Raw genomic sequence first — 24,051 nt, 5'->3', positions numbered from 1 at the left:
GCGCGCCGCCGCCCGGCCCCTACTCCGCCTCGCCCAGCCAGACCGCGCCGGTGCGGCCCGGCATGTGGGTGCCGTCGAACGGCGTCGAGGCGAGGTCCGGGGCCTTGCGGCACCGCGCGGATCCCTCGCCGAAGTTCAGCACCACCTCGGCGGTCTTGGTGCCCACGCTGCCCGGCGTCTCGTAGGAGAGCCGCATGACCTCGCCGTCGCGGCTCCAGTCGCGCAGGGCCATGTTGCCCATGTCGTGCTCGCGGCGGAACGCGAAGGCCCGGCGGTAGAAGCCGAGGTTGCTCCGCTCCGAGATCTCCTGCACCGCCACGGACTGCCCCTGCGGCCAGTCCATCGGCAGCCATGGCGTGCCGATCGTGAAGCCCCGCCCGGTGCCTTCGGCCCAGGGCATCGGCACGCGCGGCCCCTCGCGCCCCGGCCCGTCGGGCCAGTAGAGCAGATCGAGCGGGTCGGTCACGGCCTCGAAGGGCAGGTCGGGCTGCCGGAGGCCCAGCTCCTCGCCCTGATAGAGCAGCACCGGGCCGGGCGCGGTGGCGAGCACGAGGGCTAGGAAGCGCACGTCGCGCTCCGAGCCGTCGCCTGCCTTGGCCGCGTGGCGCGGCTGGTCGTGGGACGAGAGCCACCAGCCGAGGCGCTGGGGGTCGCAGGCGCGCTTCAGGATCGCCGCATAGGCCTCGGCCGAGGCGTCGTTCTCGGGGAAATCGGTCGTGTAGGCCGCCGAGAGCCGCCCCGGCGCGGACAGCCCGCAGGCCAGCTCGACCGACTTGTTGCCCGATGTGACCTCGCCGAGCAGGAACACGTCCTCGCCGGCCCAGTTGCGCAGCCGCTCCATGAAGGGCAGCCCGTCGCCGGGCAGGATGTCGTAGACATGGTCCTGGTAGGTGTAGGGCACGAAGGTCTCGCCCGAGACGGCCCGCTGCACCTCCGGCGTTGCGGGCGGGTTGTCGCGCTCCTCGGGGTCGAACAGGAACGAGGTCACGGCATCCAGCCGGAAGCCGTCCACGCCCCGGTCGAGCCAGAACCGCATGATCCGGCGCATCTGCTCCTGCACCCGCTCGCAGCGCAGGTTGAGCGAGGGCTGATGCTTCGTGAAGTTGTGGTGGTAGTACTGCCGCCGCCGGTGGTTCCAGGTCCAGGCGGGCGGGCCGAACTGCGACAGCCAGTTGTTGGGCGCGGTGCCGTCGGGCTTGGGGTCGCGCCAGACGTAGAAGTCCTCGTAATCGGGGTCGCGCATGAGCGAGCGCTGGAACCAGGGCGCGACCGTGGAGGTGTGGTTGAACACCTGGTCGATCAGCACCTTCAGCCCCAGCCCATGGGCCACCTCCACCAGCCGGTCGAAGTCGTCGAGCGTGCCGAGCGCCGGGTGCACGTCGATGTGGTCGGCGATGTCGTAGCCGCCGTCCGTGAAGGGCGAGGGGTAGAACGGCGAGATCCAGATCGCGTCGGCGCCGAGGTTGGCGACGTGTTCCAGATGCAGGCAGATGCCCTTGAGGTCGCCCGTGCCCGAGCCCGTCGAGTCGCGGAAGCTGCGGGGGTAGATCTGGTAGATAACGGGGGCCTTGGGCCAGACGCGGTGGGTGATGGGGGGCAAGACGGACTCCGGGTGCTCCGCGGGGAGGTATGGCGCGGCGGGCGGAAGTCACGCGGGAGGGGGCGCACCGCTGGAGCGTTGCGGCCGCGGCGGCTCGCGCCGCCGCGTTCGGGCCTCGGATCGGTCCACCGGACCGATCGATCCGGCTGACGCCGGACCGGCCCTACGCCCCCACGATCATCCCCCCGTTGGGGTGCAGCGTCTGGCCCGTGAAGTAGCTGCCGTCCGAGGAGGCGAGGAACAGGAACGCGGTCGCCACCTCCCAGGGCTGGCCCGCGCGGCCCATGGGGGCGCCCGAGCCGAAGTCCTCGACCATTTCGGGCGGCATGGAGCCGGGGATGAACGGGGTCCAGATCGGGCCGGGCGCCACCGCGTTCACGCGGATCTTCCGATCCAGGAGGTTCGAGGCCATGGAGCGCGTGAAGGCCAGCGTGGCGCCGCGCGTGGTGGAGTAGGTGATGAGGGAGTCGTTGCCCTTGAACGCGTTCACCGAGGTCGTGTTCACGATCCTGGCGCCCTCCTTCAGGTGGGGCAGGGCGGCCTGGGTCATCAGCATCGGGCCCATCACGTTGGAGCCGAGCATCTGGCGCAGCGTGTCCTCGCCCAGGGCGGCGAAGTCCTCGTCGATCCACTGCTGGGCCGCGTTGTTCACCAGCACGTCGATCCGGCCGAAGCGCTCCAGCGTCTCGCGGACCACCCGGTCACAGGTCTCGCGCAGCCCGAGGTCGCCGCGCACGAGCAGGCACTCGCCGCCCTCGTCCTCCTCGACGATGCGGCGCGTCTCCTCGGCGTCGCGGTCCTCCTCGAGGTAGCTCACCACTACCTTCGCACCCTCGCGGGCGAACAGGGCGCAGACAGCGCGGCCGATGCCGCTGTCGCCGCCCGTGACGACCGCGACCTCGCCCCGCAGCTTGCCTACGCCGGGGTGGCGGGGGGCGTAGTCGGGGGCCGGGTCCATCTCGTGCTCGCGGCCGGGCATGCGGTCCTGGGACTGGGCGGGGATCTCGGGGGCGTCGGTCATGGGGTGTCTCCTTCGGGTCCGGGGCCGCAACGGCGCGGGGCGGTGCGCGGTTCCCCGTGGGCAAGTGTCGGCACGGATTGAAAAGTTTGGAGTTCCGTCGCTCGGCGGGATATGCGAGACCGGACCGGAACCCTGCACCCACGGACCAGCGCCCTGACCGAACCCCATCCCATCGTGAGTCTGCGCGAGCGGCTCCGCCGCGACACACGCGCCGACCACGACCGCGTGGATGCGGCCTTCGGCGCGTTCGCGCTGGGCACGGCCCCGGGGCTGCGGGCCTTCCTGCAGGCCCAAGGGGCGGGCCTCGCCGCGCTGCGCGGGGCGGAAGGCGCCGGCGACGTGGCGGACGATCTCGACCGTGCGCTGGGCGCCATCGCCGCCGACCTCGCGGCGCTCGGCGGGCGCCTGCCGCCCGCCATTCCCTTCGCCGGCCCCGACCACGCCACCGCGCGGCGCTACCTCTGGCTCGGCTCGCGCCTCGGCGCGCGGGTGCTCGCGCGGAGCTGGGCGGCCAGCGCCGACCCGGCGGTCCGCGCCGCGGGCAGCTACATGGGCGCCGCCGCCGACCCCGCGCCGTGGCGTCGCTTCCTCGCCGACGCGGGCGCCCACCCCGCCGTGGGCCCCGAGGCCGACCGCGTCGTCGCCGCCACCCGGGCGTGGTTCGCGCTGTTCGAGGCCGCCGCCCTGCGCGAGACCGACGCCGCCGCGCCGGAGCGCCGCCATGCGTGACTCCGAGGCGGAACAAGCCGTCGACCTGAGCAACTGCGACCGCGAGGAGATCCACCTCGTGGAGCGGGTGCAGGGCTACGGCGCCCTCGTCACCGTGGACGCCGGGGGGCGGGTGCGCCGCCACTCCGCGAACCTCGCCGAGATGCTGGGCCTCGAGGCCGTGCCCGCGCCCGGAACGGCGCTCGCAGACGCGCTGGGCGCCGCGCAGGCCGCCGCGCTGACGGACCGCGCCGCATTGATCGGCCCCGACCTCGAGCAGGTCCGCGCCTCGGGGCTCGGCTTCCCGGCCGGCGCCTTCGACGCCGCGATCCACCGCGTCGGCCCCGAGACCGTGATCGAGCTGGAGCCCGCCGGCCCCACCGCCGAGGCCGACGACGTCACGCTGGTGCAGACGCTGATGAACGCCGTGCGCCGCCAGCCCACGATCCAGGCCGCCGCCGAGGAGGCCACCCGCACCGTGCGCCGCCTCACCGGGCACGATCGGGTGATGTGCTACCGCTTCGGCGAGGACGGCAGCGGCACGGTGGTCGCCGAGGACGCAGCGCCCGAGGTCGAGAGCTACCTGCACCTACGCTTCCCGGCCACCGACATCCCGGCCCAGGCCCGCGCGCTCTACCGCCGCAACGCCCTGCGCCAGATCGCCGACGTGGACGGCCCGACCCACCGCCTCGTGCCCGAGCCCGCGCGCCCCGACGGGCGCCTCGACATGTCGCTGTGCACCACGCGCGCGGTCTCGCCCGTGCACCTGGAGTACCTGCGCAACATGGGCGTGGTGGCCTCGATGTCGGTGTCGATCCTGCGCGACGGCGCGCTGTGGGGGCTGTTCGCCTGCCACAGCCACAAGCCGCACGCCCTCAGCCTCGGGCGCCGCGCCGCGGTGGAGCTGTTCGCCCAGCTCTTCGCCTACGAGATCAGCGTGAAGTCCATGCAGGTCGAGCGCGCCCACGACGGCGACGCCCGGCGCCTCCACGACGCGCTCGTGGCCCGCGTCAGCCGCGGCGGCGACATCGCCTCGGCGATCGACGTGGTGGCCGACGAGATCCGCCCCGTGATCGGCTTCGACGGCATCGCCGTGGTGTCGGACGACGCCGTCGCCACGATCGGCGTCGCCCCGGACGAGGAGGCCTGCCGCGCGATCGCCGCCCACGTGGCCGGGGCCGCCTCGCCCGGCAAGGTGTTCCATACCGCCACCCTGCAGGACGCCATGCCCGAGGCCGCGCACCTGAGCGAGCCGGTGGCCGGCGTGATGGCGCTGCCGATCAGCCTCGATCCGGGCAACTACATCCTGCTGCTGCGCGGAGAGGTAGCCCGCACCGTGGTCTGGGCCGGCAACCCCAACAAGCCGGTGCGCCCCACCTCGGACGGCCTGCGGCTGAGCCCGCGCAATTCCTTCGCGGCGTGGCACCAGACCGTGACCGGCCAGTCCGTGCCCTGGTCCGAGAGCGAGCGCGCCGCCGCCGAGGCCCTGCGCGCCACGCTCCTGGAGGTCGTGCTGCGCATGGCCGACGAGGCCGCCCGCGAGCGCGTCCGCTTCCAGGAGAAGCAGGGCATGCTGATCGGCGAGCTGAACCACCGGATGCGCAACATCCTCAACCTGATCCGCAGCCTCGCGCAGCAGACCCGCGGCGCGGCGGCCTCACTCGAGGAATACGCGCGCGAGTTCGACGGCCGCCTCGTGGCCCTGTCGCGCGCCCACGACCAGCTCATCGCCGGACGCGAGGGCGAGGGTGCCTCGCTCGTGCAGCTCCTCGCGTTGGAGATGCAGGCCTATGGCGGCGAGGCCGGGCGTCTCGTGATCGAGGGGCGCGACGTGATGCTGCCCGGCGAGACCTTCTCGACGCTGGCCCTCGTGATGCACGAGATGGTCACCAACAGCATGAAGCACGGCGCTCTGTCGCGCCCCGAGGGCCGCATCGCGGTGACGCTGCGCCACGGCCCCGAGGCCCTGCGCGTGGAATGGCGCGAGCAGGGCGGCCCGCCCGTGGCCGAGCCCACCCGCCGCGGCTTCGGCTCCACCATCGTGGAGCGCGCGATCCCCCACGAGCTTGGCGGGTCGGTGCAGGTCCGCTACGCCGCCGGCGGCCTGGAGGCCGACTTCGTGCTGCCCAACGGCCACCTCGCGCTCGACGAGCCCCTGCCGGGCGACGCCGCGGAGGCGGAGGCCCCCGCGGAGGCGAAGGCGCCCGAGCCCGACGACGCGCCGACCCGCGTCGCCGCCCCCCTTGCGCCCGCGGGCCCGGTGCTGCTGGTCGAGGACAACATGATCATCGCGCTCGACGCCGCCGACATGCTCGCGGGGCTGGGCTGCGGCGACGTGCGCTCCGCCGCCTCCGTGTCCGAGGCGCTGGCGCACGTGGACGCCGAGATGCCCGTCGCGGCCCTGCTCGACGTGAACCTCGGGCGCGGCGAGACCTCGCTCCCCGTGGCCGAGCGCCTGCGTGACGCGGGCGTGCCGTACGCCTTCACCACCGGCTACGCCGACGACGGGCAGGTGCTGCGCGAGCACCCCGGCGCGCCCGTTCTCGGCAAGCCCTTCACCGAGGCGGAGCTGGCGGCGGTGCTCGCCCGCCTGCTGGACTGACCGCCCTTTCCCCCGCGCCGCCCGCGCCGTAGCCTCGCCCCCGCATGGCAGGGGAGGCGCGCGCATGGCCGAGGCACGGATCGGGCTGGTGGGACTGGGCACCATGGGCGCCGCGCTCGCGCTCAACATCGCGGAGCGCGGCTTCCCGATCGCGGTCTGGAACCGCACCACCTCCGTCACCCACGAATTCGGCGACCGCGCCGACGAAGGCTGGCGCGACCGCGTCGTCCCCTGCGACACCCTCGAGGCGCTGGTCGCGCGCATCGAGCGGCCCCGCGCCATCATCCTCATGGTGCCCGCGGGCGCGCCCGTGGATGGGCAGATCGCCGCCCTTCGCCCCCTGCTGGACGAGGGCGACATCCTCGTGGACTGCGGCAACGCCAACTTCCACGATACCGTGCGGCGCATGGAGGACTCGGGCGGCCCGTTCCTCGGCGTCGGCGTGTCGGGCGGCGAGCAGGGCGCGCGCCACGGCCCCTCGATCATGGGCGGCGGCGCCCCCGAGCACTGGGCGCGGGTCGAGGACGTGATGACCGCCATCTCCGCCAAGCACGAGGGCGAGCCCTGCGCCGCGCTCCTCGGCCCCGGCGGGGCGGGGCACTTCGTGAAGATGGTGCACAACGGCATCGAGTATGCCGACATGCAGATGATCGCCGAGATCTACGGCCTCCTGCGCGACGGCGAGGGGCTAGGGCCGGACGCCATCGGAAGCGTGTTCGCCGAGTGGAACGAGGGGCCGCTCGCCTCCTATTTGATCGAGATCACCGCCACCGTGGCCCGCGCCCGGGACGTGTCCACGGACCGACCCCTCCTCGACGTGATCGTCGATGCCGCCGGGCAGAAGGGCACGGGCCGCTGGACCGCGATCGAGAGCCAGCACCTCCTCACCCCCGTGCCGGCCATCGAGGCCGCCGTGATGGCGCGCAACGTCTCCGCGCGCCGCGCGGAGCGGGCGGCGGGCGAGGCGCTGTTCGGGCGCGGGCCGCAGGCGGTGGCGATCGACCACGCCACGCTGGAGGGCGCGCTGATCGCCGGCAAGGTGCTGTGCTACGCCCAAGGATTCACCATGATCGCCGCCACGGGCGAGGCCATGGGCTGGGACGTGGACCTGCCCGAGGTGGCGCGCATCTGGCGCGAGGGCTGCATCATCCGCTCGGCGATGCTGGACGACATGGCCGCGGCCCTCTCCGCGCATCCGGGCGAGAACCTCATGCGCACGCCCTTCTTCGCGGACCTCCTCGGGCGCCACCACGGCGCGCTGCGCACCGTCGTCGCCCGCGCGGTGGAGGCCGGGCACCCGGTCCCGGCGCTGGCTTCCGGGGTCGCGTACTTCGACGCCATGCGCACCGCGCGGGGCACCGCGAACCTCGTGCAGGCCCAGCGCGACTTCTTCGGGCTGCACGGTTTCGTGCACGAGGACGGGCGCACCGACGTCCACGGCCCCTGGGCGCCCGAGCGCCCCGACCCGCACACGTGAGACGCTTCCTCGACCTGCGCCACCCGATGTTCCGCCCCCTCTGGGCGCGGGTGCTGGCGGTGGCGGTCGTCGGTGGATGGGCCGCGGTGGAGCTGCTCCGCGGCGCGCCGGTCTGGGCCGCGGTGTTCGCGGCGGCGGCAGGGTGGATGGCGTGGAGCCTGCTGATCCGGTGGGAGGGGGACGGGGGCGACGACTAGGCGCGCCCCGGCCTCGCGCCGGGGCCTCCGGGTTCGGTTCGCGCTTCGCTCCAGGGCAGGGCACCCCCGTGCAGCACCTCCGTCGTCCCGACCCCACGAGACCCCGGATCGGGTCCGGGGTGGCCCCGCGGGGCCTTCAGCCCCGCGGGGCCAACTGCGTCAACGCCAGCCCCGCCGCCATCAGCACAAGCCCCGCCACCCGCAGCCCCGACACCGGAACGGGCCGCGCCCCCAGCAGGCCGAGGAAGTCGATGGCGGACGCCGACACCAGTTGCCCCAGCAGCACGAAGAACACCGCGTTCCCGACCCCGAAGCGCGGCGCGATCCAGGTGATCGACAGCACGTAGAACGCCACCAGGAGCCCGGCCGCGAAGAGGTGCGGCGGCTGGCCCGGCACGCGCAGGAGCGCCTCGGGCGAAGTCAGCAGCATCGTCGCCACCGCCGCCGCCGCCGCCACCGCGAACAGCACGACGGCCGCCGCCGCCGGGCCGCCGATGTTGGCGCCGAGGCGGGCGTTCAGGGCGGCGAGCACGGGGATCCCGATGCCGGCCAGGAGCATGACGAGGGCGTGCTGGACCATGACGCGACGCTAGCCCAGCCTCAGGCCGCCAGCCAGCGCCGCATCGCCTCGGTGACAGCCTTGGGCCGCTCCAGCGTCGGCAGGTGGCCGGCGCCCTCGACCAGTTCCAGCACGGCTCCGGGGATCAGCGCGGTCATCTCGCGGTGCCGGTCGGGCGGGCACATGGCGTCCGCCTCGCCGCAGAGCACCAGCGCGGGGCAGCGCACGCCGCGCAGCACCTCGCGCCGATCCTCGCGCCGCTGGAGCGCGCGGGCCTGGCGCTCGAACACCGCCCCGCCGAGGGCCAGCGCCATCTCCCGGCACGTCTCCAGCACCGCCTCGGCGCCGGGGCCGGGCGCGACGTAAAGCGGCATCAGCTCCTCGCGCATCACCGCCTCTAGCGCGCCCGCCCGCACCCGCTCGATCTGCCGCTCGCGCCGCGCGGCCATCTTGGGGTGCTCGGCGCCGCAGAACGTATCCAGCAGGGCCAGCCGCGCGATCCGCTCCGGGGCCTGCGCGACCATCTCCATCGCCACGATGCCGCCCATCGACAGTCCCGCCAGCGCGAAGCGCTCCGGCGCCGCCTCCAGCACCGCGCGGGCCAGCGCGGGGATCGTGTCGTGCCCGTCGATGGGGAGCACCTGCGCCGGCCCCTCCAGCGCCGCCACCTGCGGCGCCCAGAGGCGGGCGTCGCACATCATTCCGGGCAGGAGGACGAGCGGCTCGCTCACCCGTCCACCGCCCCGGAATGCAGCAGGATCTGCTTCCAGATGCTGATCTCGTCGTAGACCGTGAACTCGCGGCGCAGGCCCCAGGGGCCGAACTCCGCGTGGCTGAAGCCCATCACGTGCACCTCGGCGCCCGAGGGCTCGCCGTAGGAGCCGCGCCCGTCGTGGGTGCCCGTCAGCGACCAGCGGATCGCGGCGCGGGGCGGGCGCTGGGGGTCGAGCCGGCCGATGCAGTGGTCGATCGTGAACTTCGCCGAGGGGAAGGCCGCGCGCAGGCCGATCCAGTGCCGCTCCGCGAAGCTCCAGCCCCAGCCGGCGCGGGCGCAAGGGACTTCCGTGCGGCAGGCGCGGTCGTAGCGGCGCTGGATCACCGACAGCTCGTCGCCGTTCATGATCCGATGCAGGATGTCGGCGTAGTCCTGCCCCACGGGATGGTCGTTGCCGCGCCCCCGGTAGGGGCCCTCGACGTCGTCGCGGGGGTGGAAGGGGCGGGGCGCCCGCTCGGGGCCGCCCTCGCGGGCGATCAGGTCGCGGGTGAAGGATTTCGGCTCCATGCCGAGCTGCACGACGATGCCGCCGTTGTCGCGGCACAGCCACTCGTCCTCGATGAAGTTGTCGCGCGCGGCGCAGTCCGCGATCGTGCGGATCTCGAAGCGCTTGCCGGTGGGCGGGCCGAACAGCCCGTGCCCGAGGTGCGTGCCGTGGGTCAGGATGCGGTGCGAGGACAGGCGGCCCCCCTCGTCGTCGCCGCACCAGATCACGTCCTCGGCCAGAAGCTCGCGGTCCGGGAACTCCACCAGCGTGGCGCGCGAGCCGTCGATCACGGCCTGCCGTCCGTAGACGATCCCGGAGGGGAAGCGCATGGGCAGGTTCTCTGCGTAGCACTCGTGGAGCGTGTTGAGGCCGCGCCCCTCCCAGATCTCGCGGGTGATGCCGATGATGTAGTCGGGAAAGTCCGCCCAGCGTTCCTGAAAGCCCTTCACGACGTCCTCCCCCGGTGATTCCGGGCGGAGGGTGCGCTTGTTTGCATACGTATGCAAGTGGGCGGGGAGGCGGAGAAAGGGGGGGCTTTGCCCCCATGCCCTGGCGGGCTTCCGGGGCTTCGCCCGTCCGCGGGCGGATCGGTCCACCGGACCGATCCCGGATTGCCCGCGGACCCCCAAGGTACTTGTGAAACGAAGACCGAGGGAGACGGCTACCGCTGCGCGACCCGCCAGCCGGGATGGATCCACGGCTCGGCGTTGCTGCGGGGAAGCGTGCGTCCCAGCAGGTGGTCCGAGACCTTCTCGCCCACCATGATCGAGGGGCCGTTGAGGTTGCCATTGGTGATGCGCGGGAAGATGGAGCTGTCGGCCACGCGCAAGGAATCCACGCCGATCACGCGGGCCTCGGGGTCCACCACCGCACCGGGATCGTCGGCGGCGCCCATGCGGCAGGTGCCGCAGGGATGGTAGGCGCTCTCGGCGTGCTCGCGGATGGCCTCGTCCAGCTCGGCGTCCGTGTGGACCGCGGCGCCGGGCTGGATCTCGTGGCGGCGGAAGGGGGCGAAGGCCTCCTGCGCGAAGATCTCGCGGGTGAGGCGGATGCAGCGCCGGAAGTCCCGCCAGTCCTGCTCGGTGCTCATGTAGTTGAACCGGATCACCGGCTTGGCATCCGCTTCCCCCGACCGCAGCGTGACCGACCCGCGCGAGGGCGAGCGCATCGGGCCGACATGCGCCTGGAACCCGTGGCCCTCGGCGGCGACCTTGCCGTCGTAGCGAACGGCGAGGGGCAGGAAGTGGTACTGGATGTCGGGATACTCGACGCCGGCCTCGGAGCGCACGAAGGCGCAGCTCTCGAAGTTGTTGGTCGCCCCCGGCCCGGTGCGGGTGAGGAGCCAGCGCGCGCCCACCCACGCCTTGCCCGGCAGGTTCCAGTAGCGGAACAGCGTTACGGGCTGCGAGGCGGCCATCTGCACGTACATCTCCAGGTGGTCCTGAAGGTTCGCGCCCACGCCGGGGCGGTCGGCGCGCACCTCGATCCCGTGCTCGGCGAGGTGCGCGCCGGGGCCGATGCCCGACAGCATCAGCAGCTTTGGCGAGTTGATCGCGGAGGCCGACAGCACCACCTCGGCCCGCGCCCGCACCACCCGCCCGTCGGCGAGCGCGACGCCCGTGGCGCGGCCCTCCTCGATCACCACGCGCGCCGCCAGCCCGTTCACCACGGCGCAGCGCTTGGTCTTCAGGGCGGGGCGCAGGTAGGCGTTGGCGGCCGACCAGCGGCGGCCCTTCCAGACGGTCTGCTCGAAGGCGCCGAAGCCCTCCTGCTGGCGGCCGTTGTAGTCGTCGGTGACCTCGTAGCCCGCCTCGCGCCCCGCCTCCACGAAGGCGTGGTAGAGGGGGTTCGCGCGCGTGCCCCGCGTGACGTGCAGCGGCCCGTCCGTGCCGCGCCAGGTCGGGTCGCCCCCGTGGCCGCCGTCGTGCCACGTCTCCATGCGCTTGAAGTAGGGGAGGACGTCGGCATAGCTCCACCCCCTCGCGCCGCTCTCGTCCCAGTGGTCGAAGTCGCGGGCATGGCCGCGCACGTAGACCATGCCGTTGATCGAGGACGATCCTCCCAGCACCTTGCCGCGGGGCGTCGCCAACCGGCGGCCGCCCAGGTGCGGCTCGGGCTCGCTCTCGTAGCCCCAGTCGTAGCGGGCCATGTTCATGGGGAAGCTCAAGGCCCCCGGCATCTGGATCAGCGGCCCCCAGTCGGTGCCGCCGTGCTCGATCACGAGCACGGAGCGGCCCGCCTCGGCGAGGCGGTAGGCGATGGCGCAGCCCGCGGAGCCCGCGCCCACGACGACGTAGTCGGCTTCCAGGGTCATGCGCTCAGGTATCCCGCCACGAGGGAGACGAAGGCGCCCACGTGCACCACCATGATCGCCCGGTCGCGCCACATGGCGCCCACCGCGAACCACAGCGCGATGCCGACCACGAAGGCGTAGATGTTCCAGGGCGTGACGCCCATGCCGGTGAGCGCGTAGCCCACCAGCTGCACGGCCGTCGCGACCCACTTCACCACGTCGACGGGCTTCAGGGGCGCGCGGCCCGGAGGGGGCAGGGCGGCCATCAGTACGCCGCCTCGACCGGTCCCATGCCGACGTAGACCGACTGGACCTCGGTGAAGTGGTCCAGCGCGGCCCGCGCGTTCTCGCGCCCGATGCCGGACGCGCGCGAGCCGCCGAAGGGCAGGCCGGCGGGGGTCAGGTTGTACTGGTTGATCCAGCAGCTCCCGGCGTGGAGCGCACCCACCACCCGGTGCGCGCGGGCGATGTCGCGGGTGAACACGCCCGCCGACAGGCCGAAGGGGGTGTCGTTGGCGCGCCGGATGGCTTCGGCCTCGTCTGCGAACGTCAGCACCGACATCACGGGGCCGAAGATCTCCTCGCGCACGCAGGCCATGTCGTCGGTGAGATCGGCCAGCACCGTGGGCGCGATCCAGAAGCCCTCGCGGTCCAGGCGCTCGCCGCCGGCGACGACGCGGGCGCCCTCGCGCTTCGCGGTCTCGAGGTGGTCCAGAACGATGCGCATCTGCGCCTCGGTGGTCATGGGGCCGAAGCTGGTCGCCTCGTCCAGCGGGTCGCCGATCACGGCGCCCTCCAGCCGCTCCGTAAGCCTAGCGAGGAAGCGCTCCGCGATGCCGTCCTGCAGGAACACCCGCGTGCCGTTCGAGCAGACCTGCCCCGAGGCGTAGAAGTTGGCGTTGATCGCGCCCGAGACCGCGTCCTCGAGGTCCGCGTCGTCGAACACGAGGAGGGGCGACTTGCCGCCCAGCTCCATGGTCACGTGCTTCATCTCGGCCGCCGCCGCCGCATAGACCTTGCGCCCCGTGGGCACCGAGCCGGTCAGCGAGACCTTCGCCACGCGCGGATCGGTGGTCAGCATCGCGCCCACGGCGCCCATGCCCTGCACCACGTTGAAGAGGCCCGCCGGAAGCCCCGCCTCCACGAGGATCTCGGCCACCTTCAGCGCCGACAGGGGCGTCGTCTCGGAGGGCTTGAAGACCATGGCGTTGCCCGTCGCGAGCGCCGGCGCGCCCTTCCAGCAGGCGATCTGCGTGGGGTAGTTCCATGCGCCGATGCCGACGCAGACGCCCAGGGGGCGACGCACCGTGTAGGCCCAGTCGCCGCCGAACTGCATCGTGGTGCCCGTCAGGTCGGCGGCCAGCCCGCCGAAGTACTCCAGGGCGTCGGCGCCCGAGGTGGCGTCGGCCACCAGCGTCTCCTGCAGCGGCTTGCCGGTGTCGAGCGTCTCGATCTCCGACAGCGCCCGGTTGCGCGTCCGCATGATGTCGGCGGCCCGGCGCAGGACGCGCCCCCGCGCGGTGGGGTCGGTCGCGGCCCACTCCGCTTGCGCGCGGGCGGCGGCGGCCAGCGCCCGCTCCACGATCGCGGGGGTCGCGGCATGGACGGTGGCGACGGTCTCGCCGGTGGCGGGGTAGATCACCGGGATCGCCTCGCCGGCGGTGTCCTCGACGTAGGCGCCGTCGACGAAGTGCGAGGCGGCGGGCTGTGCGTTGCGGGTCATCGGTCGCTCCGTTCTCGGGTCCGGCCAATTCCTCTGGCCAAAAATATCTCGGGGGTCCGGGGGCAGAGCCCCCGGCCGCGTCATTCGCCGCGGGGGAAGCGCTTGGCTTCCTCCAGCACGTTCAGGTCCATGTGGTTTCGCATGTACCGCTCCGAGGCGACGCGCAGGGGCTGGTAGTCCCACGGGTAGTAGCCGCCCCGGCGCAGGGCCTCGTAGACCACCCAGCGGCGGGCCTGGCTCTCGCGCACGGCCGCGTCGAAGCGGGCGAGGTCCCAGCGGCGGTCGGCCTCGACGCGCAGGGCGGCGAGGGCCGTGGCGGCGTCGGCCAATTCGGAGAGGTCAACCGGGTCGCGCGCGAAGGTCACCCCGTCCAGCCCGACGTCCTGCGGGCGCATCACGCCCTGCGCGTTCGCGACCTGCCCGTCGAAGCCGTCGGTCTCGGGGTCGAGCCGCAGCCCGCCGTCCGCCGCCCCGGCGAGGTCGCGCAGCTCGTGCGGGTCAGCCTCCAGATCGAAGAGCTGCTCGGGGTCGAGGGCGCAGCGGGTGTACTTCCAGCGGCCCGCGCGCAAGGCCACCAGCGGCGCGTAGCTGCCCTCGGCGGCGTACTCCATCGCCACCGGCCCGCGCTCCGCGCCCGCGGCCACGGGCAGGAGGCTGCGCCCTTCGGTCCACGGCTCGATCTCGGCGAGGTCCACGCCCGCCAGGTCGCAGAGCGTGGCGCAGACGTCGACGGTGCTGACGGGCGCGTCGACGCGCCCCGGCGCCACGCCCGGCGCGGCCAGCATCATCGGCACGCGGGCGGAGCCTTCCAGGAAGCTCATCTTGTACCACAGCCCCCGCTCGCCGAGCATGTCGCCGTGGTCGGACACGAACAGGACGGCCGCCTCCTGCCGGGTGTCGTCGAGGACGCGGAGGATCTCGCCGATTCGCTCGTCGACGTAGGAGACGTTGGCGAAGTAGGCGCGGCGCGAGCGGCGCACGTCCTCGGCGGAGACGGTGAAGTTCTCGCGGTCGTTGGCGTCGAGCAGGCGCCGGGAGTGGGGGTCGTGCGCCTCGTAGGGCATCTCGCCGACCTCCGGCTCCAGATGCGCGCAGTCCTCGTAGAGGTTCCAGAAGCGGCGGCGGGCGACGTAAGGGTCGTGGGGGTGGGTGAAGGAGACCGTAAGGCACCACGGACGGTCGTCCGCCCCGCGGGCGGCGTCGCGCAGCCAGGCTTTGGCGTGGTGGGCCACGTCGTCGTCGTACTCGAGCTGGTTGGTGATCTCGGCCACGCCGGCGCCGGTCACGCTCCCCATGTTGTGGTACCACCAGTCGATGCGCTCGCCGGGGCGGCGGTAGTCCGGGGTCCAGCCGAAGTCAGCGGGATAGATGTCGGTGGTCAGCCGCTCCTCCAGCCCGTGGAGCTGGTCGGGGCCCACGAAGTGCATCTTGCCCGACAGCGCGGTGCGCCAGCCGGCGCGGCGCAGGTGGTGCGCGTAGGTGGGGATGTCCGAGGCGAACTCGGCGGCGTTGTCGTAGACGCGGGTGCGGGACGGCAGCAGGCCCGACATGAACGACGCGCGCGCCGGGGCGCAGAGGGGCGACGCGGTGTAGGCGTTGGCAAAACGCGCGGACCGCTCTGCCAGCCGCCGGAGGTTGGGCGCGTGGAGCCAGTCGGCGGGGCCGTCCGGGAACAGCGTCCCGTTGAGCTGGTCCACCATGAGCACGAGGATGTTCACAGGTTCCTCCCGATCCAGTCGTTCACGAGCCGCTCCGGCTCCCGCAGCGGCCCGAGGGCGGCGCGCAGGTATACGCCGTCGATCAGGGCGGCGGCGCCCTCGGCCACGGTCTCGGCGTCCGCCGTCAGCGGGCGCAGGGCGTAGAGGAGGTTGGACCGCAGGCGCCGCTGGTAGATGAGGAGAAGCCGCCGCGTGGGCGCGTGGGTGCGGGCCTGCCCGTAGAAGTCCAGCCACGCCGCGATCCCCTCGTTCGAGAACGAGGCCGGCGCGAAGCACACCGCGACAATGGCGCGCAGCCGCGCCTCGGGGGTACGCGCGCCTCGCAGGGCCGTGCGCGCCTCGGCGCCGAAGACCCCGAGGATGTGGCGCATGGCGGCCAAGAGGATCTGCTCCTTGGAGCCGAAGTAGTGGTGCGCCAGCGCGCCCGAGACGCCCGCGCGGCGGGCGATCCGGGCCACGGTCACGCCAGCCGAGCCGCGCTCCGCGATCTCGCCGATCGCGGCCTCCACGAGGGCGGCGCGGCGCTGGGGTTCGACGCCCTTTCGCGGCATGGACTGTCCTCGTAGGGTTGCGGGCACGCTCCGGCGTGGGTTAGTCCACGCTTGATTGAGCCGTCAATCAATAACGCGGCCCCGAGCCGCGAGCAACCGGGAGACCACCATGATCCGCATCCTCTCCGCCGCCTCCGCGCTGGCCCTCGTCGCAGGCCTCGCCCATGCCGACGCCCACGCCGACTGCAAGGAGGTCGTGTTCTCGGACGTCGGCTGGACCGACATCACCGCCACCACGGCCACCACCTCCGCGATCCTCGACGCGCTGGGCTACGAGACCGACATCAAGATCCTCTCGGTGCCCGTCACCTACACCTCGATGGCCGCCGGCGACGTGGACGTGTTCCTCGGCAACTGGATGCCCACCATGGAGGCCGACATCGCCTCCTACCGCGAGGCCGGCACCGTGGACACGGTGCGCACCAACCTCGAGGGCGCCAAGTACACGCTGGCCGTGAACAAGGCCGCGATGGACCTCGGCATCGAGAGCTTCGAGGACATCGCGGAGCACGCCGACGCCCTCGACGAGACCATCTACGGCATCGAGCCGGGCAACGACGGCAACCGCCTGATCCAGTCGATGATCGACGAGGGCATGTTCGGGCTCGCGGAGTTCGAGGTGAAGGAATCGTCTGAGCAGGGCATGCTGGCCCAGGTCGACCGCCTGTCGAAGCGCGGCGAGCCGATCGTGTTCCTCGGCTGGGAGCCGCACCCGATGAACGCCAACTTCGACATGGGCTACCTCGAGGGCGGCGACGACGTGTTCGGACCGAACCTCGGCGGGGCGACAGTGGCCACCAACACCCGCGCCGGCTACGTCGAGGCGTGCCCGAACGTCGGCCAGCTCCTCCAGAACCTCGAGTTCTCCTTGGAGATGGAGAACGAGATCATGAGCGCCATCCTCGACGACGGCGAGGACCCCCGCGACGCCGCCGAGGCGTGGCTCAAAGCGAACGCAGACGTCCTCGACGCATGGCTAAACGGCGTGACCACCTTCGACGGCGGCGACGCCAAGGAAGCGGTGATGAGCGCGCTGCAGTAAGCGTCCGCTGACGAAAGGACGCCCCGGCCCCGCGCCGGGGCGTTCCGCTGACCCCGCGAAGGACTGCCCATGACCTGGCTCACCGACCACAAGCTCCCCGTCGGCGACTGGGCCGCCGCGGTCTTCGACTGGATGCAGGCCAACCTCGGCTTCGCCTTCGACGCGCTCGCCGCCTTCATGGAAGGGCTGATCGACGCCATCCTCTGGGTGCTCCAGACGCCGCCGCCCCTCCTGGTCATCGCGGTGTTCGTGGCGCTGACCTACGCGCTCCAGCGCTCGTGGAAGGTGGCGCTCTTCGTCGCCCTCGGGTTCCTCTTCATCCTCAACCAGGACTACTGGGAGGAGACCACCGAGAGCCTCACGCTGGTCCTGTCCGCTTGCGTGGTCTGCATGGCCATCGGCGTGCCCATCGGCATCGCCGCCGCGCACCGCCCGCGCCTCTACGCGTGGATGCGCCCGGTACTCGACCTGATGCAGACGCTGCCCACCTTCGTCTATCTGATCCCGGCCATCGTGTTCTTCGGCATCGGCATGGTGCCGGGCCTCATCGCCACCGTGATCTTCGTGCTGCCCGCGCCGATCCGCCTGACGCAGCTCGGCATCGCGTCCACGCCCACGGCCTTGCGCGAGGCAGCGCTCGCCTTCGGCGCCACGCCGCGCCAGACGCTGTGGAAGGTGGAGTTGCCCTACGCCCTGCCGCAGATCATGGCCGGGCTGAACCAGACCATCATGCTGTCGCTGTCGATGGTGGTGATCGCAGCCCTGGTCGGCGCCGACGGCCTCGGCGTGCCGGTGGTGCGCGCCCTCAACCAGGTGAATACGAGCTTAGGCTTCGAGAGCGGGTTCATCATCGTGGTCGTGGCCATCATGCTCGACCGGATCCTGCGGATGGAGCGCAAGCGATGACCGATCACGCCCGCGCCGCCGAACGCCCTGCCGCCGTCGAGTTCGACCGCGTCTCGATCGTCTTCGGCGACCGCCCCGACGCCGCGCTCCCCCTCATGGACGAAGGGAAGACCCGGGCCGAGGTGCAGGAGGCGACGGACCAGATCCTCGGCGTCCACGACTGCTCGCTGCGCGTGGCCGAGGGCGAGTTCGTGGTCCTGATGGGCCTGTCCGGTTCGGGCAAGTCCACGCTGCTGCGCGCCGTGAACGGCCTCAACCCTGTGGCGCGCGGCGAGGTACGGGTGCGGGAGGCGGACGGCACCATGACCTCCGTCACCCATGCCGCCCCCAAGGTGCTGCGCGACATCCGCCAGCATCGCGTCGCGATGGTGTTCCAGCAGTTCGGCCTGCTGCCCTGGCGCGACGTGCGCTCCAACGTCGGCCTGGGGCTGGAGCTGGCGGGGCAGAACGCCGAGGCGCGCCGCAAGGCCGTGGACGAGAAGCTGGAGCTTGTGGGCCTCGCCGACCGGGCCGACGCCCTCGTGGGCGAGTTGTCGGGCGGCATGCAGCAGCGCGTCGGGCTGGCGCGCGCCTTCGCCACCGAGGCGCCGATCCTCCTGATGGACGAGCCGTTCTCCGCGCTCGACCCGCTGATCCGCACCCGCCTCCAGGACGAGGTCTGCGAGCTGCAGCAGCGCCTGAAAAGGACGGTGATCTTCGTCAGCCACGACCTCGACGAGGCGTTCAAGCTCGGCGACCGCATCGCCATCATGGAAGGGGGCCGCATCGTGCAGTGCGGCACGCCCTCCGAGATCGTGACCGCCCCCGCCGACGCCTACGTGGCCGACTTCGTGGCTCACATGAACCCGCTCGGCGTGCTGCGCGCCCGCGACGTGATGGAGCCCGGGGCCGGGGGCACGGGCGAGCCGGTGCCCGCCGACATGGCGGTGCGCGAGGTGATGCCTCTGGCCGCCGCCCGCCCCGAGCCGATCCCGGTGGTGGAGGACGGGGCCGTGGTCGGCGCGGTCACCTCCGACTCGATCCTCCTGCGACTGGGGCGCTAGCGCCCCGGGGGGGCGTTGCGCCCGCCGCTCCGCGCGTTAATCCCGGGGGCGACCCGCATCCCGGAGGCGCATCCCATGACCCAGGCCCTGATCGTGATCGACGTGCAGCGCGGCTTCTGCCCCGGCGGCAACCTCGCGGTGCCCGGCGGCGACGAGGTGGTCGCCCCCGTCAACGCCCTCATGGCGCGGTTCGACCACGTGGTGCTTACCCAGGACTGGCATCCCGCCGGCCACTCCTCGTTCGCCTCGGCCCACCCGGGCCGCGCGCCCTACGAGGTGATCGAGATGCCCTACGGCCCCCAGGTGCTCTGGCCCGACCACTGCGTGCAGGGCACCCCGGACGCCGCCTTCCACCCGGGCCTCGACACGGACCGCGCCCGCGCCGTGATCCGCAAGGGGATGAACCCCGCGCTCGACAGCTACTCCGCCTTCTTCGAGAACGACCACGAGACCCCCACCGGCCTCGAGGGCTACCTGCGCACCCTGGGCGTCGCCCACGTCACGCTGGTCGGCCTCGCCCTCGACTTCTGCGTCGCCTGGTCGGCGCGGGACGCGGCGCGCCTTGGCTTCGGGGTCGAGGTGCGCGAGGAGCTCTGCCGCGCCATCGACCTCGACGGCAGCCTCGCAGCGGCGCGCGACGCCATGGCCGGCGACGGCGTGGTGCTGCGCTAGAGCGCCGCCTCCAGCGCCCCGGACCCCCGCGGCGCGGCGAAGACGGGCAGGTCGGGCCGCGCGCGGCAGGCCTCGACCAGCAGCCGGCCGAGGTCGAACCGCCCCGCGCCCACGGGCGGCATCGCGTCCAGCGTCGCCTCCAGCTCCGCCAGCACCGCCGCCCGGTGCGACTCGTCGGCCGGCGCGAACAGCCCCGGCGCCAGCGCCGAGCCCGACGGCCCGTCCCGGAACCCCGCCCGCCGCAGCCAGGCCCGCACCGCCTCGGGCGCCGCCGCGAAGGCGCGCGCCGTGTCGGCCGAGCGGAACCGCACCGCGATGGACGGCCCCAGCCGCCGGGGGCCGCGGGTCACGATGTCGAAGTCATAGCGCATGGGGGGTCTCCGTCCGATTCTCCCCCGGGTCTCGCCCGCCCCCGTGGCAGGATCGCGGCGCCGGCGGGGCGCCGAAAACCGCGTGGACACCCCCGTGCGCCCCGGCCACACTCCCCCCCGGAGGGCCGCCCATGGACATCGCCACCCGCGTCTGGAACCACAAGTGGAAGATCGACCCGATCGTCCGCTCGCTCATCGACACGGACTTCTACAAGCTGCTGATGTGCCAGTCGGTGCACCGCAACCACCCCGCCACGCGCGTCACCTTCTCGCTGATCAACCGCTCCACCCACGTCCCCCTGGCCCGGCTCATCGACGAGGGGGAGCTGCGCGAGCAGCTCGACCACATCCGCACCCTCTCCCTCACCCGCGGCGAGTCCACCTGGATGCGCGGCAACACCTTCTACGGCGTGCGCTCCATCTTCCGCCCCCAGTTCATGGACTGGCTCGAACAGCTCCGCCTCCCGCCCTACCACCTCGAGCGCGTGGGCGACCAATACGAGCTCGCCTTCGAGGGCGCCTGGCCCGAGGTCATGCTCTGGGAGATCCCCGCCCTCGCCGTGATCATGGAACTGCGCTCCCGCGCCGTGCTCCACGACATGGGCCGCTTCGAGATCCAGGTGCTGTATGCGCGCGCCATGACCCGCGTGTGGGAGAAGATCGAGCGCCTGCGCGCCCTCGACTCCTTGCGCATCGCCGACTTCGGCACCCGCCGCCGGCACAGCTTCCTGTGGCAGGACTGGTGCGTGCAGGCCATGCAGGAGGGCCTGGGCTCCCGCTTCATCGGCACCTCGAACTGCCGCATCGCCAAGGGCCGCGATCTCGAGGCCATCGGCACCAACGCCCACGAGCTGCCCATGGTCTACGCCGCCCTCGCCGATGGGGACGCCGCCCTGTCCCGCGCCCCCTACGACGTGCTCGCCGACTGGCACGAGGAGCACGAGGGCAACCTGCGCGTGATCCTGCCCGACACCTACGGCACGCAAGGGTTCCTCGACCGCGCCCCCGACTGGCTGGCCGGGTGGACCGGCATCCGCATCGACTCGGGCGATCCCGCGGCCGGCGCCGAGACCGCCATCGCCTGGTGGAAGGCGCGCGGCGAGGACCCCCGCACGAAGCTCGTGATCTTCTCCGACGGTCTCGACGAGGCGAAGATCGCCGAGCTCCACGCCCGCTTCGCGGGCCGCGTCCGCGTCAGCTTCGGCTGGGGGACGCTGCTGACCAACGACTTCCGCGGCCTGGTCGAGGACGACCGCCTCGCGCCCTTCTCGTTGGTCTGCAAGGCGGTCGCGGCGGAGGGGAGGCCCACGGTGAAGCTGTCGGACAACCCGCGCAAGGCGATGGGGCCCGAGGCGGAGGTGGAGCGGTACAAGCGGGTGTTCGGGGTGGGGGATCAGGTGGAGCGGGAGGTGGTGGTTTGAGATACAAGTTTCTCAATCGTAGCTACAAGGCTTTTTATCAGTTGAATATTCGCCTGCGCATCGTTCTTCGATACCGATAGCCTGCGTCCCAAAGCGAGATCATAATCCATTGAGTGAACGATTAAATCTCTCCTCGCCATTATCTCAAGAACTTTTCTTCGTAGATCGGCAGCATCCACGTTCAGCTCGCCTGCGATACGTTGCCACTTGTGCTTCTCCTCCCAAACATAAGATAATCCATCTGCAATATCGTCGGGTTTTTGGAACGTTCTATAGCGGACAATTTCTCCAAGCGCCGAGCGAATCGACTGAACGCGAGATGCGGGAGATGCTGTAGGAAGCGCCATCGCAACCGATAAAGAGACTGACTCATTTCGCAACTTTTTGGTGGTCGGAGCGTCGCTAAATAAGGACTCTACGCCCTTCTCCAAAATCAGGTCAGTAATGTAGGAGTCGACTGACGACGCGATGCATACCCAAGCAAACCTTAACGCAAAGTCCGCGCTGTAAGCGCCACCCGATAAATACTCATACATCGTAACAGCCTCTTCGGCATCACGGATATGCTCGTCAAACCTAGTCTTCGCTGTCGTCATCTTGCGATATCAATAGAAACTTGTTGGCAATACAATTGAAAATGAATTCGAACTCAGCTATGTTCGACTTTGCATCTCTCAGGGAGTTTCCCCCAAGTCTTTCTGCTCGGAGGTTGCTATCGGTAAGGCAGAATACCGGCTTAGTATACTTGTAGCTATATTGAATCAAGGATTGAAAGTCCGGAATCCGCGCAAGCGCATAAAGCGCTTTGCTATCGGGACTTAGTTCCTCCTTTCCTATTTCGAAGGCCCGTTCATATTTTTCGCGAGAATAAAGCATCCCGGCAGAGTCCAGGGCTGGCGCAAATCTACTGTAGATCTCGCTGTCAATCATCCGCATGCGCTCGTCAAACTTCGCACCGGCTTTCGATGCGTGTTTGTTGAACCGCGCGTTAACGTTTCCGATGAATCTAATTGTTCCCTTTGGTAGTAGAAAATCTGCTCCTAGGTATTTGTCTAGATTGTTTTCTTTCCAATTATTCCATCGGATCACGACGTCCCTTAGGGTATCGACAGCCATAAGGGAAAACGGATCCGGATTGGTGGGAACTATGAAAGATTTGCATGATGAAAACAGGTTCTGATTGATCGCTCCCAAGCCAGGATTTAAGTCGACTAGGGTAATGTCTATTCTGTGTCGCCTCTCTATCCGGCCAATAAGGGCGCTAAGAGCGCCAGGTAAACTACGCAGTACGGAAAGCGAGCCGTAGGTTTCCTGTGCAAGGCTTAGTTGACCTTCTAAGGTTGATAGCTCTGGATGACCGGGTAAAATAAAGAGCTTGTCATTTCCGAGGGCATTTGGGCAGTCAAAGCCTTCAAGGTTTGACGACCGACCCTCGAATGCGTCAGCAACACCGTCTCTGATGTTCCGACTTCTGGTCTCATCGGTAACGTAATGGTTTTCGAAGGCTTCCGTTCCCATGCTCAGCGCGGTTAGGTTAACCTGTGAATCCCCATCGACTAGCAGAACTCGTTTACCTTTCTGCGTAAGCTTCCATGCTAAATGGTACGCTAACACAGTTTTACCAACGCCCCCTTTATGGTTGAAAATTGCAGTTCTCATACGTTTCCCTCGCTTGGTTTAGGTCGGCCAACTATAGCGTACTAATGCAGGGTTCGCGTAGGCCAGCCAAAATCGGCAAATCTCTTGTAGTCAGTCCACGCCGTCCGTCTACTCTCCATCCATACGTCCGGTGCACGCCGGGTGCACGCCGGGTGTACGGGGGGTGTACGGCAGCTTTCCGCCCGAACCCACCGAACGGTCCCCTTCCGTTCCGCCCGCGCCGCTCTCGAATCGCCCGCCTCCGGGCACATCCGCCACACCCCATTTCCGGGGAGGCGCGCCCGGATCGGTCCCCGCCCGGCGGGGCCTCCTCCACACCCGACCATCCAGAACGAGAGAAGGCCGCTCCACGGCGTGGAGCGGCCTTCCGAAAGTCCGGAGGTGGGGTCGGTTAGAGAGACCTCACCCGTGGTGTACGTTGCCTGAGGGCTGCCTCAGACGCGGAGCTCCACGGCTGTCCCGACGCACTTCTCCAATCCCTTTCTAGACACTGGATCACCTCCTTTCTGATGGTTTCGATGCCCCGAAGTTGGCACGGATTTGGTATGGGTCAACCCCCCTCACACTACGGATAGCGTCTTTCTGCGCGTCAGCAGGCGGAACGGCACCAGAGCGAGCAGCGCGATGCCCAGCTTCACCGCCCAGTCCGCCAGCGCCATGCCCACCCAGAGCGGCCCCACGGCCGTGGGCTCCGCGGCCCAGGAGACGTCATTGCCCGGCTCGAGGAAGGCCAGGAACCCGGCGAAGGCCACCGTGAAGAAGATCGCCGTGTCGACCACGGAGCCCACCAGCGAGGACACCAGCGGCGCCTTCCACCACGGGGCCGCCGCCAGCCTGCGGAACACGGCGAGGTCCACGCTCTGAGCGGCCAGGAACGCCAGCCCCGAGCCCACCGCGATGCGCCACGTCACCAGCGGCCCGAACTCCCCTTGGATCTGCGTGCCTATGGCCGAGCACAGCAGACCCACCGCGAAGCCCGCCAGCACCACCTTGCGGGCCGCCGCGGGCCCGTGGAGCCGGTTGGTGACGTCCGTCACGAGGAAGGCGAGGGGATACGTGAACGCCCCCCAGGTCAACCAGCCGTCTGCGACGAGGAACTGCACCCCGACGTTGGACAGGACGACGATGGCGGCCATCGCGGCCACGGAGAGGAGAGGCATGGGGGCACCCGTTTTGACATGGTGGTCGGAGACATGGCCCGCGAGGGGCGGCCGTCCCCTACGCCC

23 protein-coding genes are annotated in these 24,051 nt (G+C 70.8%); 9 read left to right on the top strand and 14 right to left on the bottom strand.

Going from position 1 to position 24,051, the window contains the following annotated elements; all coding sequences use genetic code 11:
* Nucleotides 1-19: 19 nt before the first annotated feature.
* Complete coding sequence (locus K3554_RS15260) at nt 20-1,600, bottom strand: alpha-amylase family glycosyl hydrolase (RefSeq protein ID WP_259941787.1); 1,581 nt, start codon at nt 1,598-1,600, stop codon at nt 20-22.
* 163 nt (nt 1,601-1,763) lie between these two features.
* Nucleotides 1,764-2,621: an SDR family oxidoreductase gene (locus K3554_RS15255; RefSeq protein WP_259941784.1), complete on the bottom strand. Its 858-nt coding sequence runs from the start codon at nt 2,619-2,621 to the stop codon at nt 1,764-1,766.
* Nucleotides 2,622-2,795: 174 nt separating this feature from the next.
* Here K3554_RS15255 and K3554_RS15250 point away from each other — a divergent pair, with 174 nt between their 5' ends.
* The 4 genes from K3554_RS15250 (at nt 2,796) to K3554_RS15235 (ending at nt 7,605) form a co-directional block, all read left to right on the top strand.
* A complete protein-coding gene (locus tag K3554_RS15250; protein ID WP_259941782.1) occupies nt 2,796-3,350 on the top strand; it encodes a hypothetical protein in 555 nt (184 codons plus the stop codon).
* On the top strand, nt 3,343-5,931 hold the full coding sequence (locus tag K3554_RS15245) for an HWE histidine kinase domain-containing protein (protein ID WP_259941780.1): 2,589 nt from the start codon (nt 3,343-3,345) through the stop codon (nt 5,929-5,931). Before K3554_RS15250 ends, K3554_RS15245 begins: the two co-directional genes overlap by 8 nt.
* A gap of 64 nt (nt 5,932-5,995) precedes the next feature.
* Nucleotides 5,996-7,408 carry an NADP-dependent phosphogluconate dehydrogenase gene (gene gndA, locus K3554_RS15240; RefSeq protein WP_259941779.1) on the top strand — a complete coding sequence of 471 codons (1,413 nt, stop codon included), beginning with the start codon at nt 5,996-5,998 and terminating at the stop codon, nt 7,406-7,408.
* Nucleotides 7,405-7,605 (top strand): hypothetical protein, encoded by a 201-nt coding sequence (locus K3554_RS15235; RefSeq protein WP_259941777.1) that lies wholly within the window; start codon nt 7,405-7,407, stop codon nt 7,603-7,605. Before gndA ends, K3554_RS15235 begins: the two co-directional genes overlap by 4 nt.
* A 136-nt stretch (nt 7,606-7,741) precedes the next feature.
* Here the strand turns inward: K3554_RS15235 and K3554_RS15230 are convergent, their stop codons facing one another.
* From K3554_RS15230 to betI, 8 genes are all read right to left on the bottom strand, one after another.
* Nucleotides 7,742-8,185, bottom strand: coding sequence for a DMT family transporter (locus K3554_RS15230; protein ID WP_259941776.1), 444 nt, complete (start codon nt 8,183-8,185; stop codon nt 7,742-7,744).
* 20 nt (nt 8,186-8,205) lie between these two features.
* Nucleotides 8,206-8,895 (bottom strand): alpha/beta fold hydrolase, encoded by a 690-nt coding sequence (locus K3554_RS15225; protein WP_259941775.1) that lies wholly within the window; start codon nt 8,893-8,895, stop codon nt 8,206-8,208.
* Nucleotides 8,892-9,875, bottom strand: coding sequence for an ester cyclase (locus K3554_RS15220; protein ID WP_259941773.1), 984 nt, complete (start codon nt 9,873-9,875; stop codon nt 8,892-8,894). Before K3554_RS15220 ends, K3554_RS15225 begins: the two co-directional genes overlap by 4 nt.
* A gap of 212 nt (nt 9,876-10,087) precedes the next feature.
* The gene (gene betA, locus K3554_RS15215; protein WP_259945984.1) at nt 10,088-11,734 is read right to left on the bottom strand and encodes a choline dehydrogenase; all 1,647 of its coding nucleotides are present in this window, start codon (nt 11,732-11,734) and stop codon (nt 10,088-10,090) included.
* Between the two features lie 2 nt (nt 11,735-11,736).
* Entirely contained in the window at nt 11,737-11,985 is a 249-nt protein-coding gene (locus tag K3554_RS15210; protein WP_259941772.1) for a DUF6552 family protein, read from the bottom strand.
* The gene (gene betB / locus K3554_RS15205) at nt 11,985-13,442 is read right to left on the bottom strand and encodes a betaine-aldehyde dehydrogenase (RefSeq protein WP_259941770.1); all 1,458 of its coding nucleotides are present in this window, start codon (nt 13,440-13,442) and stop codon (nt 11,985-11,987) included. The genes K3554_RS15210 and betB overlap by 1 nt, the downstream gene beginning before the upstream one ends.
* Before the next feature lie 80 nt (nt 13,443-13,522).
* Nucleotides 13,523-15,142, bottom strand: coding sequence for a choline-sulfatase (gene betC, locus K3554_RS15200; RefSeq protein ID WP_259945981.1), 1,620 nt, complete (start codon nt 15,140-15,142; stop codon nt 13,523-13,525).
* Between the two features lie 14 nt (nt 15,143-15,156).
* On the bottom strand, nt 15,157-15,711 hold the full coding sequence (gene betI / locus K3554_RS15195) for a transcriptional regulator BetI (protein WP_259941768.1): 555 nt from the start codon (nt 15,709-15,711) through the stop codon (nt 15,157-15,159).
* Nucleotides 15,712-15,820: 109 nt separating this feature from the next.
* On the opposite strand from betI, the gene choX reads away from it, so the two are divergent.
* The 4 genes from choX to pncA all read left to right on the top strand — a co-directional run bounded on the left by choX (nt 15,821) and on the right by pncA (nt 19,374).
* Nucleotides 15,821-16,753: a choline ABC transporter substrate-binding protein gene (gene choX, locus K3554_RS15190; protein WP_259941766.1), complete on the top strand. Its 933-nt coding sequence runs from the start codon at nt 15,821-15,823 to the stop codon at nt 16,751-16,753.
* Between the two features lie 69 nt (nt 16,754-16,822).
* Nucleotides 16,823-17,659, top strand: a complete 837-nt coding sequence (gene choW / locus K3554_RS15185; RefSeq protein ID WP_259941764.1) for a choline ABC transporter permease subunit — start codon at nt 16,823-16,825, stop codon at nt 17,657-17,659.
* Nucleotides 17,656-18,702 (top strand): choline ABC transporter ATP-binding protein, encoded by a 1,047-nt coding sequence (gene choV / locus K3554_RS15180; RefSeq protein ID WP_259941762.1) that lies wholly within the window; start codon nt 17,656-17,658, stop codon nt 18,700-18,702. The genes choW and choV overlap by 4 nt, the downstream gene beginning before the upstream one ends.
* A gap of 75 nt (nt 18,703-18,777) precedes the next feature.
* A complete protein-coding gene (pncA, locus tag K3554_RS15175; protein WP_259941761.1) occupies nt 18,778-19,374 on the top strand; it encodes a bifunctional nicotinamidase/pyrazinamidase in 597 nt (198 codons plus the stop codon).
* On the opposite strand, the gene K3554_RS15170 is transcribed toward pncA, so the two are convergent.
* A complete protein-coding gene (locus K3554_RS15170; protein WP_259941759.1) occupies nt 19,371-19,745 on the bottom strand; it encodes a hypothetical protein in 375 nt (124 codons plus the stop codon). The genes pncA and K3554_RS15170 overlap by 4 nt on opposite strands.
* 131 nt (nt 19,746-19,876) lie before the next feature.
* On the opposite strand from K3554_RS15170, the gene pncB reads away from it, so the two are divergent.
* Nucleotides 19,877-21,166 (top strand): nicotinate phosphoribosyltransferase, encoded by a 1,290-nt coding sequence (gene pncB, locus K3554_RS15165; RefSeq protein WP_259941757.1) that lies wholly within the window; start codon nt 19,877-19,879, stop codon nt 21,164-21,166.
* Here the strand turns inward: pncB and K3554_RS15160 are convergent.
* The 3 genes from K3554_RS15160 to K3554_RS15150 form a co-directional block, all read right to left on the bottom strand.
* Nucleotides 21,139-21,762 (bottom strand): hypothetical protein, encoded by a 624-nt coding sequence (locus K3554_RS15160; protein ID WP_259941755.1) that lies wholly within the window; start codon nt 21,760-21,762, stop codon nt 21,139-21,141. The genes pncB and K3554_RS15160 overlap by 28 nt on opposite strands.
* Nucleotides 21,743-22,825, bottom strand: a complete 1,083-nt coding sequence (locus K3554_RS15155; RefSeq protein ID WP_259941753.1) for a ParA family protein — start codon at nt 22,823-22,825, stop codon at nt 21,743-21,745. The genes K3554_RS15160 and K3554_RS15155 overlap by 20 nt, the downstream gene beginning before the upstream one ends.
* 560 nt (nt 22,826-23,385) lie before the next feature.
* Complete coding sequence (locus K3554_RS15150; RefSeq protein WP_259941751.1) at nt 23,386-23,985, bottom strand: queuosine precursor transporter; 600 nt, start codon at nt 23,983-23,985, stop codon at nt 23,386-23,388.
* Nucleotides 23,986-24,051 lie beyond the last annotated feature (66 nt).

It is taken from the genome of Jannaschia sp. W003 (genome assembly GCF_025144335.1).
Taxonomy (GTDB): domain Bacteria; phylum Pseudomonadota; class Alphaproteobacteria; order Rhodobacterales; family Rhodobacteraceae; genus Jannaschia.
Note: the sequence above shows the minus strand (reverse complement) of the source record. Positions and strands in the feature narration are given on the sequence as shown.

Coding starts and splice junctions, on each gene's coding strand:
- K3554_RS15255 (WP_259941784.1), bottom strand. CDS start 2,621: ATGACCGACGCCCCCGAGATCCCCGCCCAGTCCCAGGACCGCATGCCC.
- K3554_RS15245 (WP_259941780.1), top strand. CDS start 3,343: ATGCGTGACTCCGAGGCGGAACAAGCCGTCGACCTGAGCAACTGCGAC.
- gndA (WP_259941779.1), top strand. CDS start 5,996: ATGGCCGAGGCACGGATCGGGCTGGTGGGACTGGGCACCATGGGCGCC.
- K3554_RS15230 (WP_259941776.1), bottom strand. CDS start 8,185: ATGGTCCAGCACGCCCTCGTCATGCTCCTGGCCGGCATCGGGATCCCC.
- K3554_RS15210 (WP_259941772.1), bottom strand. CDS start 11,985: ATGGCCGCCCTGCCCCCTCCGGGCCGCGCGCCCCTGAAGCCCGTCGAC.
- betB (WP_259941770.1), bottom strand. CDS start 13,442: ATGACCCGCAACGCACAGCCCGCCGCCTCGCACTTCGTCGACGGCGCC.
- betC (WP_259945981.1), bottom strand. CDS start 15,142: ATGGTGGACCAGCTCAACGGGACGCTGTTCCCGGACGGCCCCGCCGAC.
- betI (WP_259941768.1), bottom strand. CDS start 15,711: ATGCCGCGAAAGGGCGTCGAACCCCAGCGCCGCGCCGCCCTCGTGGAG.
- choX (WP_259941766.1), top strand. CDS start 15,821: ATGATCCGCATCCTCTCCGCCGCCTCCGCGCTGGCCCTCGTCGCAGGC.
- choW (WP_259941764.1), top strand. CDS start 16,823: ATGACCTGGCTCACCGACCACAAGCTCCCCGTCGGCGACTGGGCCGCC.
- choV (WP_259941762.1), top strand. CDS start 17,656: ATGACCGATCACGCCCGCGCCGCCGAACGCCCTGCCGCCGTCGAGTTC.
- pncA (WP_259941761.1), top strand. CDS start 18,778: ATGACCCAGGCCCTGATCGTGATCGACGTGCAGCGCGGCTTCTGCCCC.
- K3554_RS15170 (WP_259941759.1), bottom strand. CDS start 19,745: ATGCGCTATGACTTCGACATCGTGACCCGCGGCCCCCGGCGGCTGGGG.
- pncB (WP_259941757.1), top strand. CDS start 19,877: ATGGACATCGCCACCCGCGTCTGGAACCACAAGTGGAAGATCGACCCG.
- K3554_RS15160 (WP_259941755.1), bottom strand. CDS start 21,762: ATGACGACAGCGAAGACTAGGTTTGACGAGCATATCCGTGATGCCGAA.
- K3554_RS15155 (WP_259941753.1), bottom strand. CDS start 22,825: ATGAGAACTGCAATTTTCAACCATAAAGGGGGCGTTGGTAAAACTGTG.
- K3554_RS15150 (WP_259941751.1), bottom strand. CDS start 23,985: ATGCCTCTCCTCTCCGTGGCCGCGATGGCCGCCATCGTCGTCCTGTCC.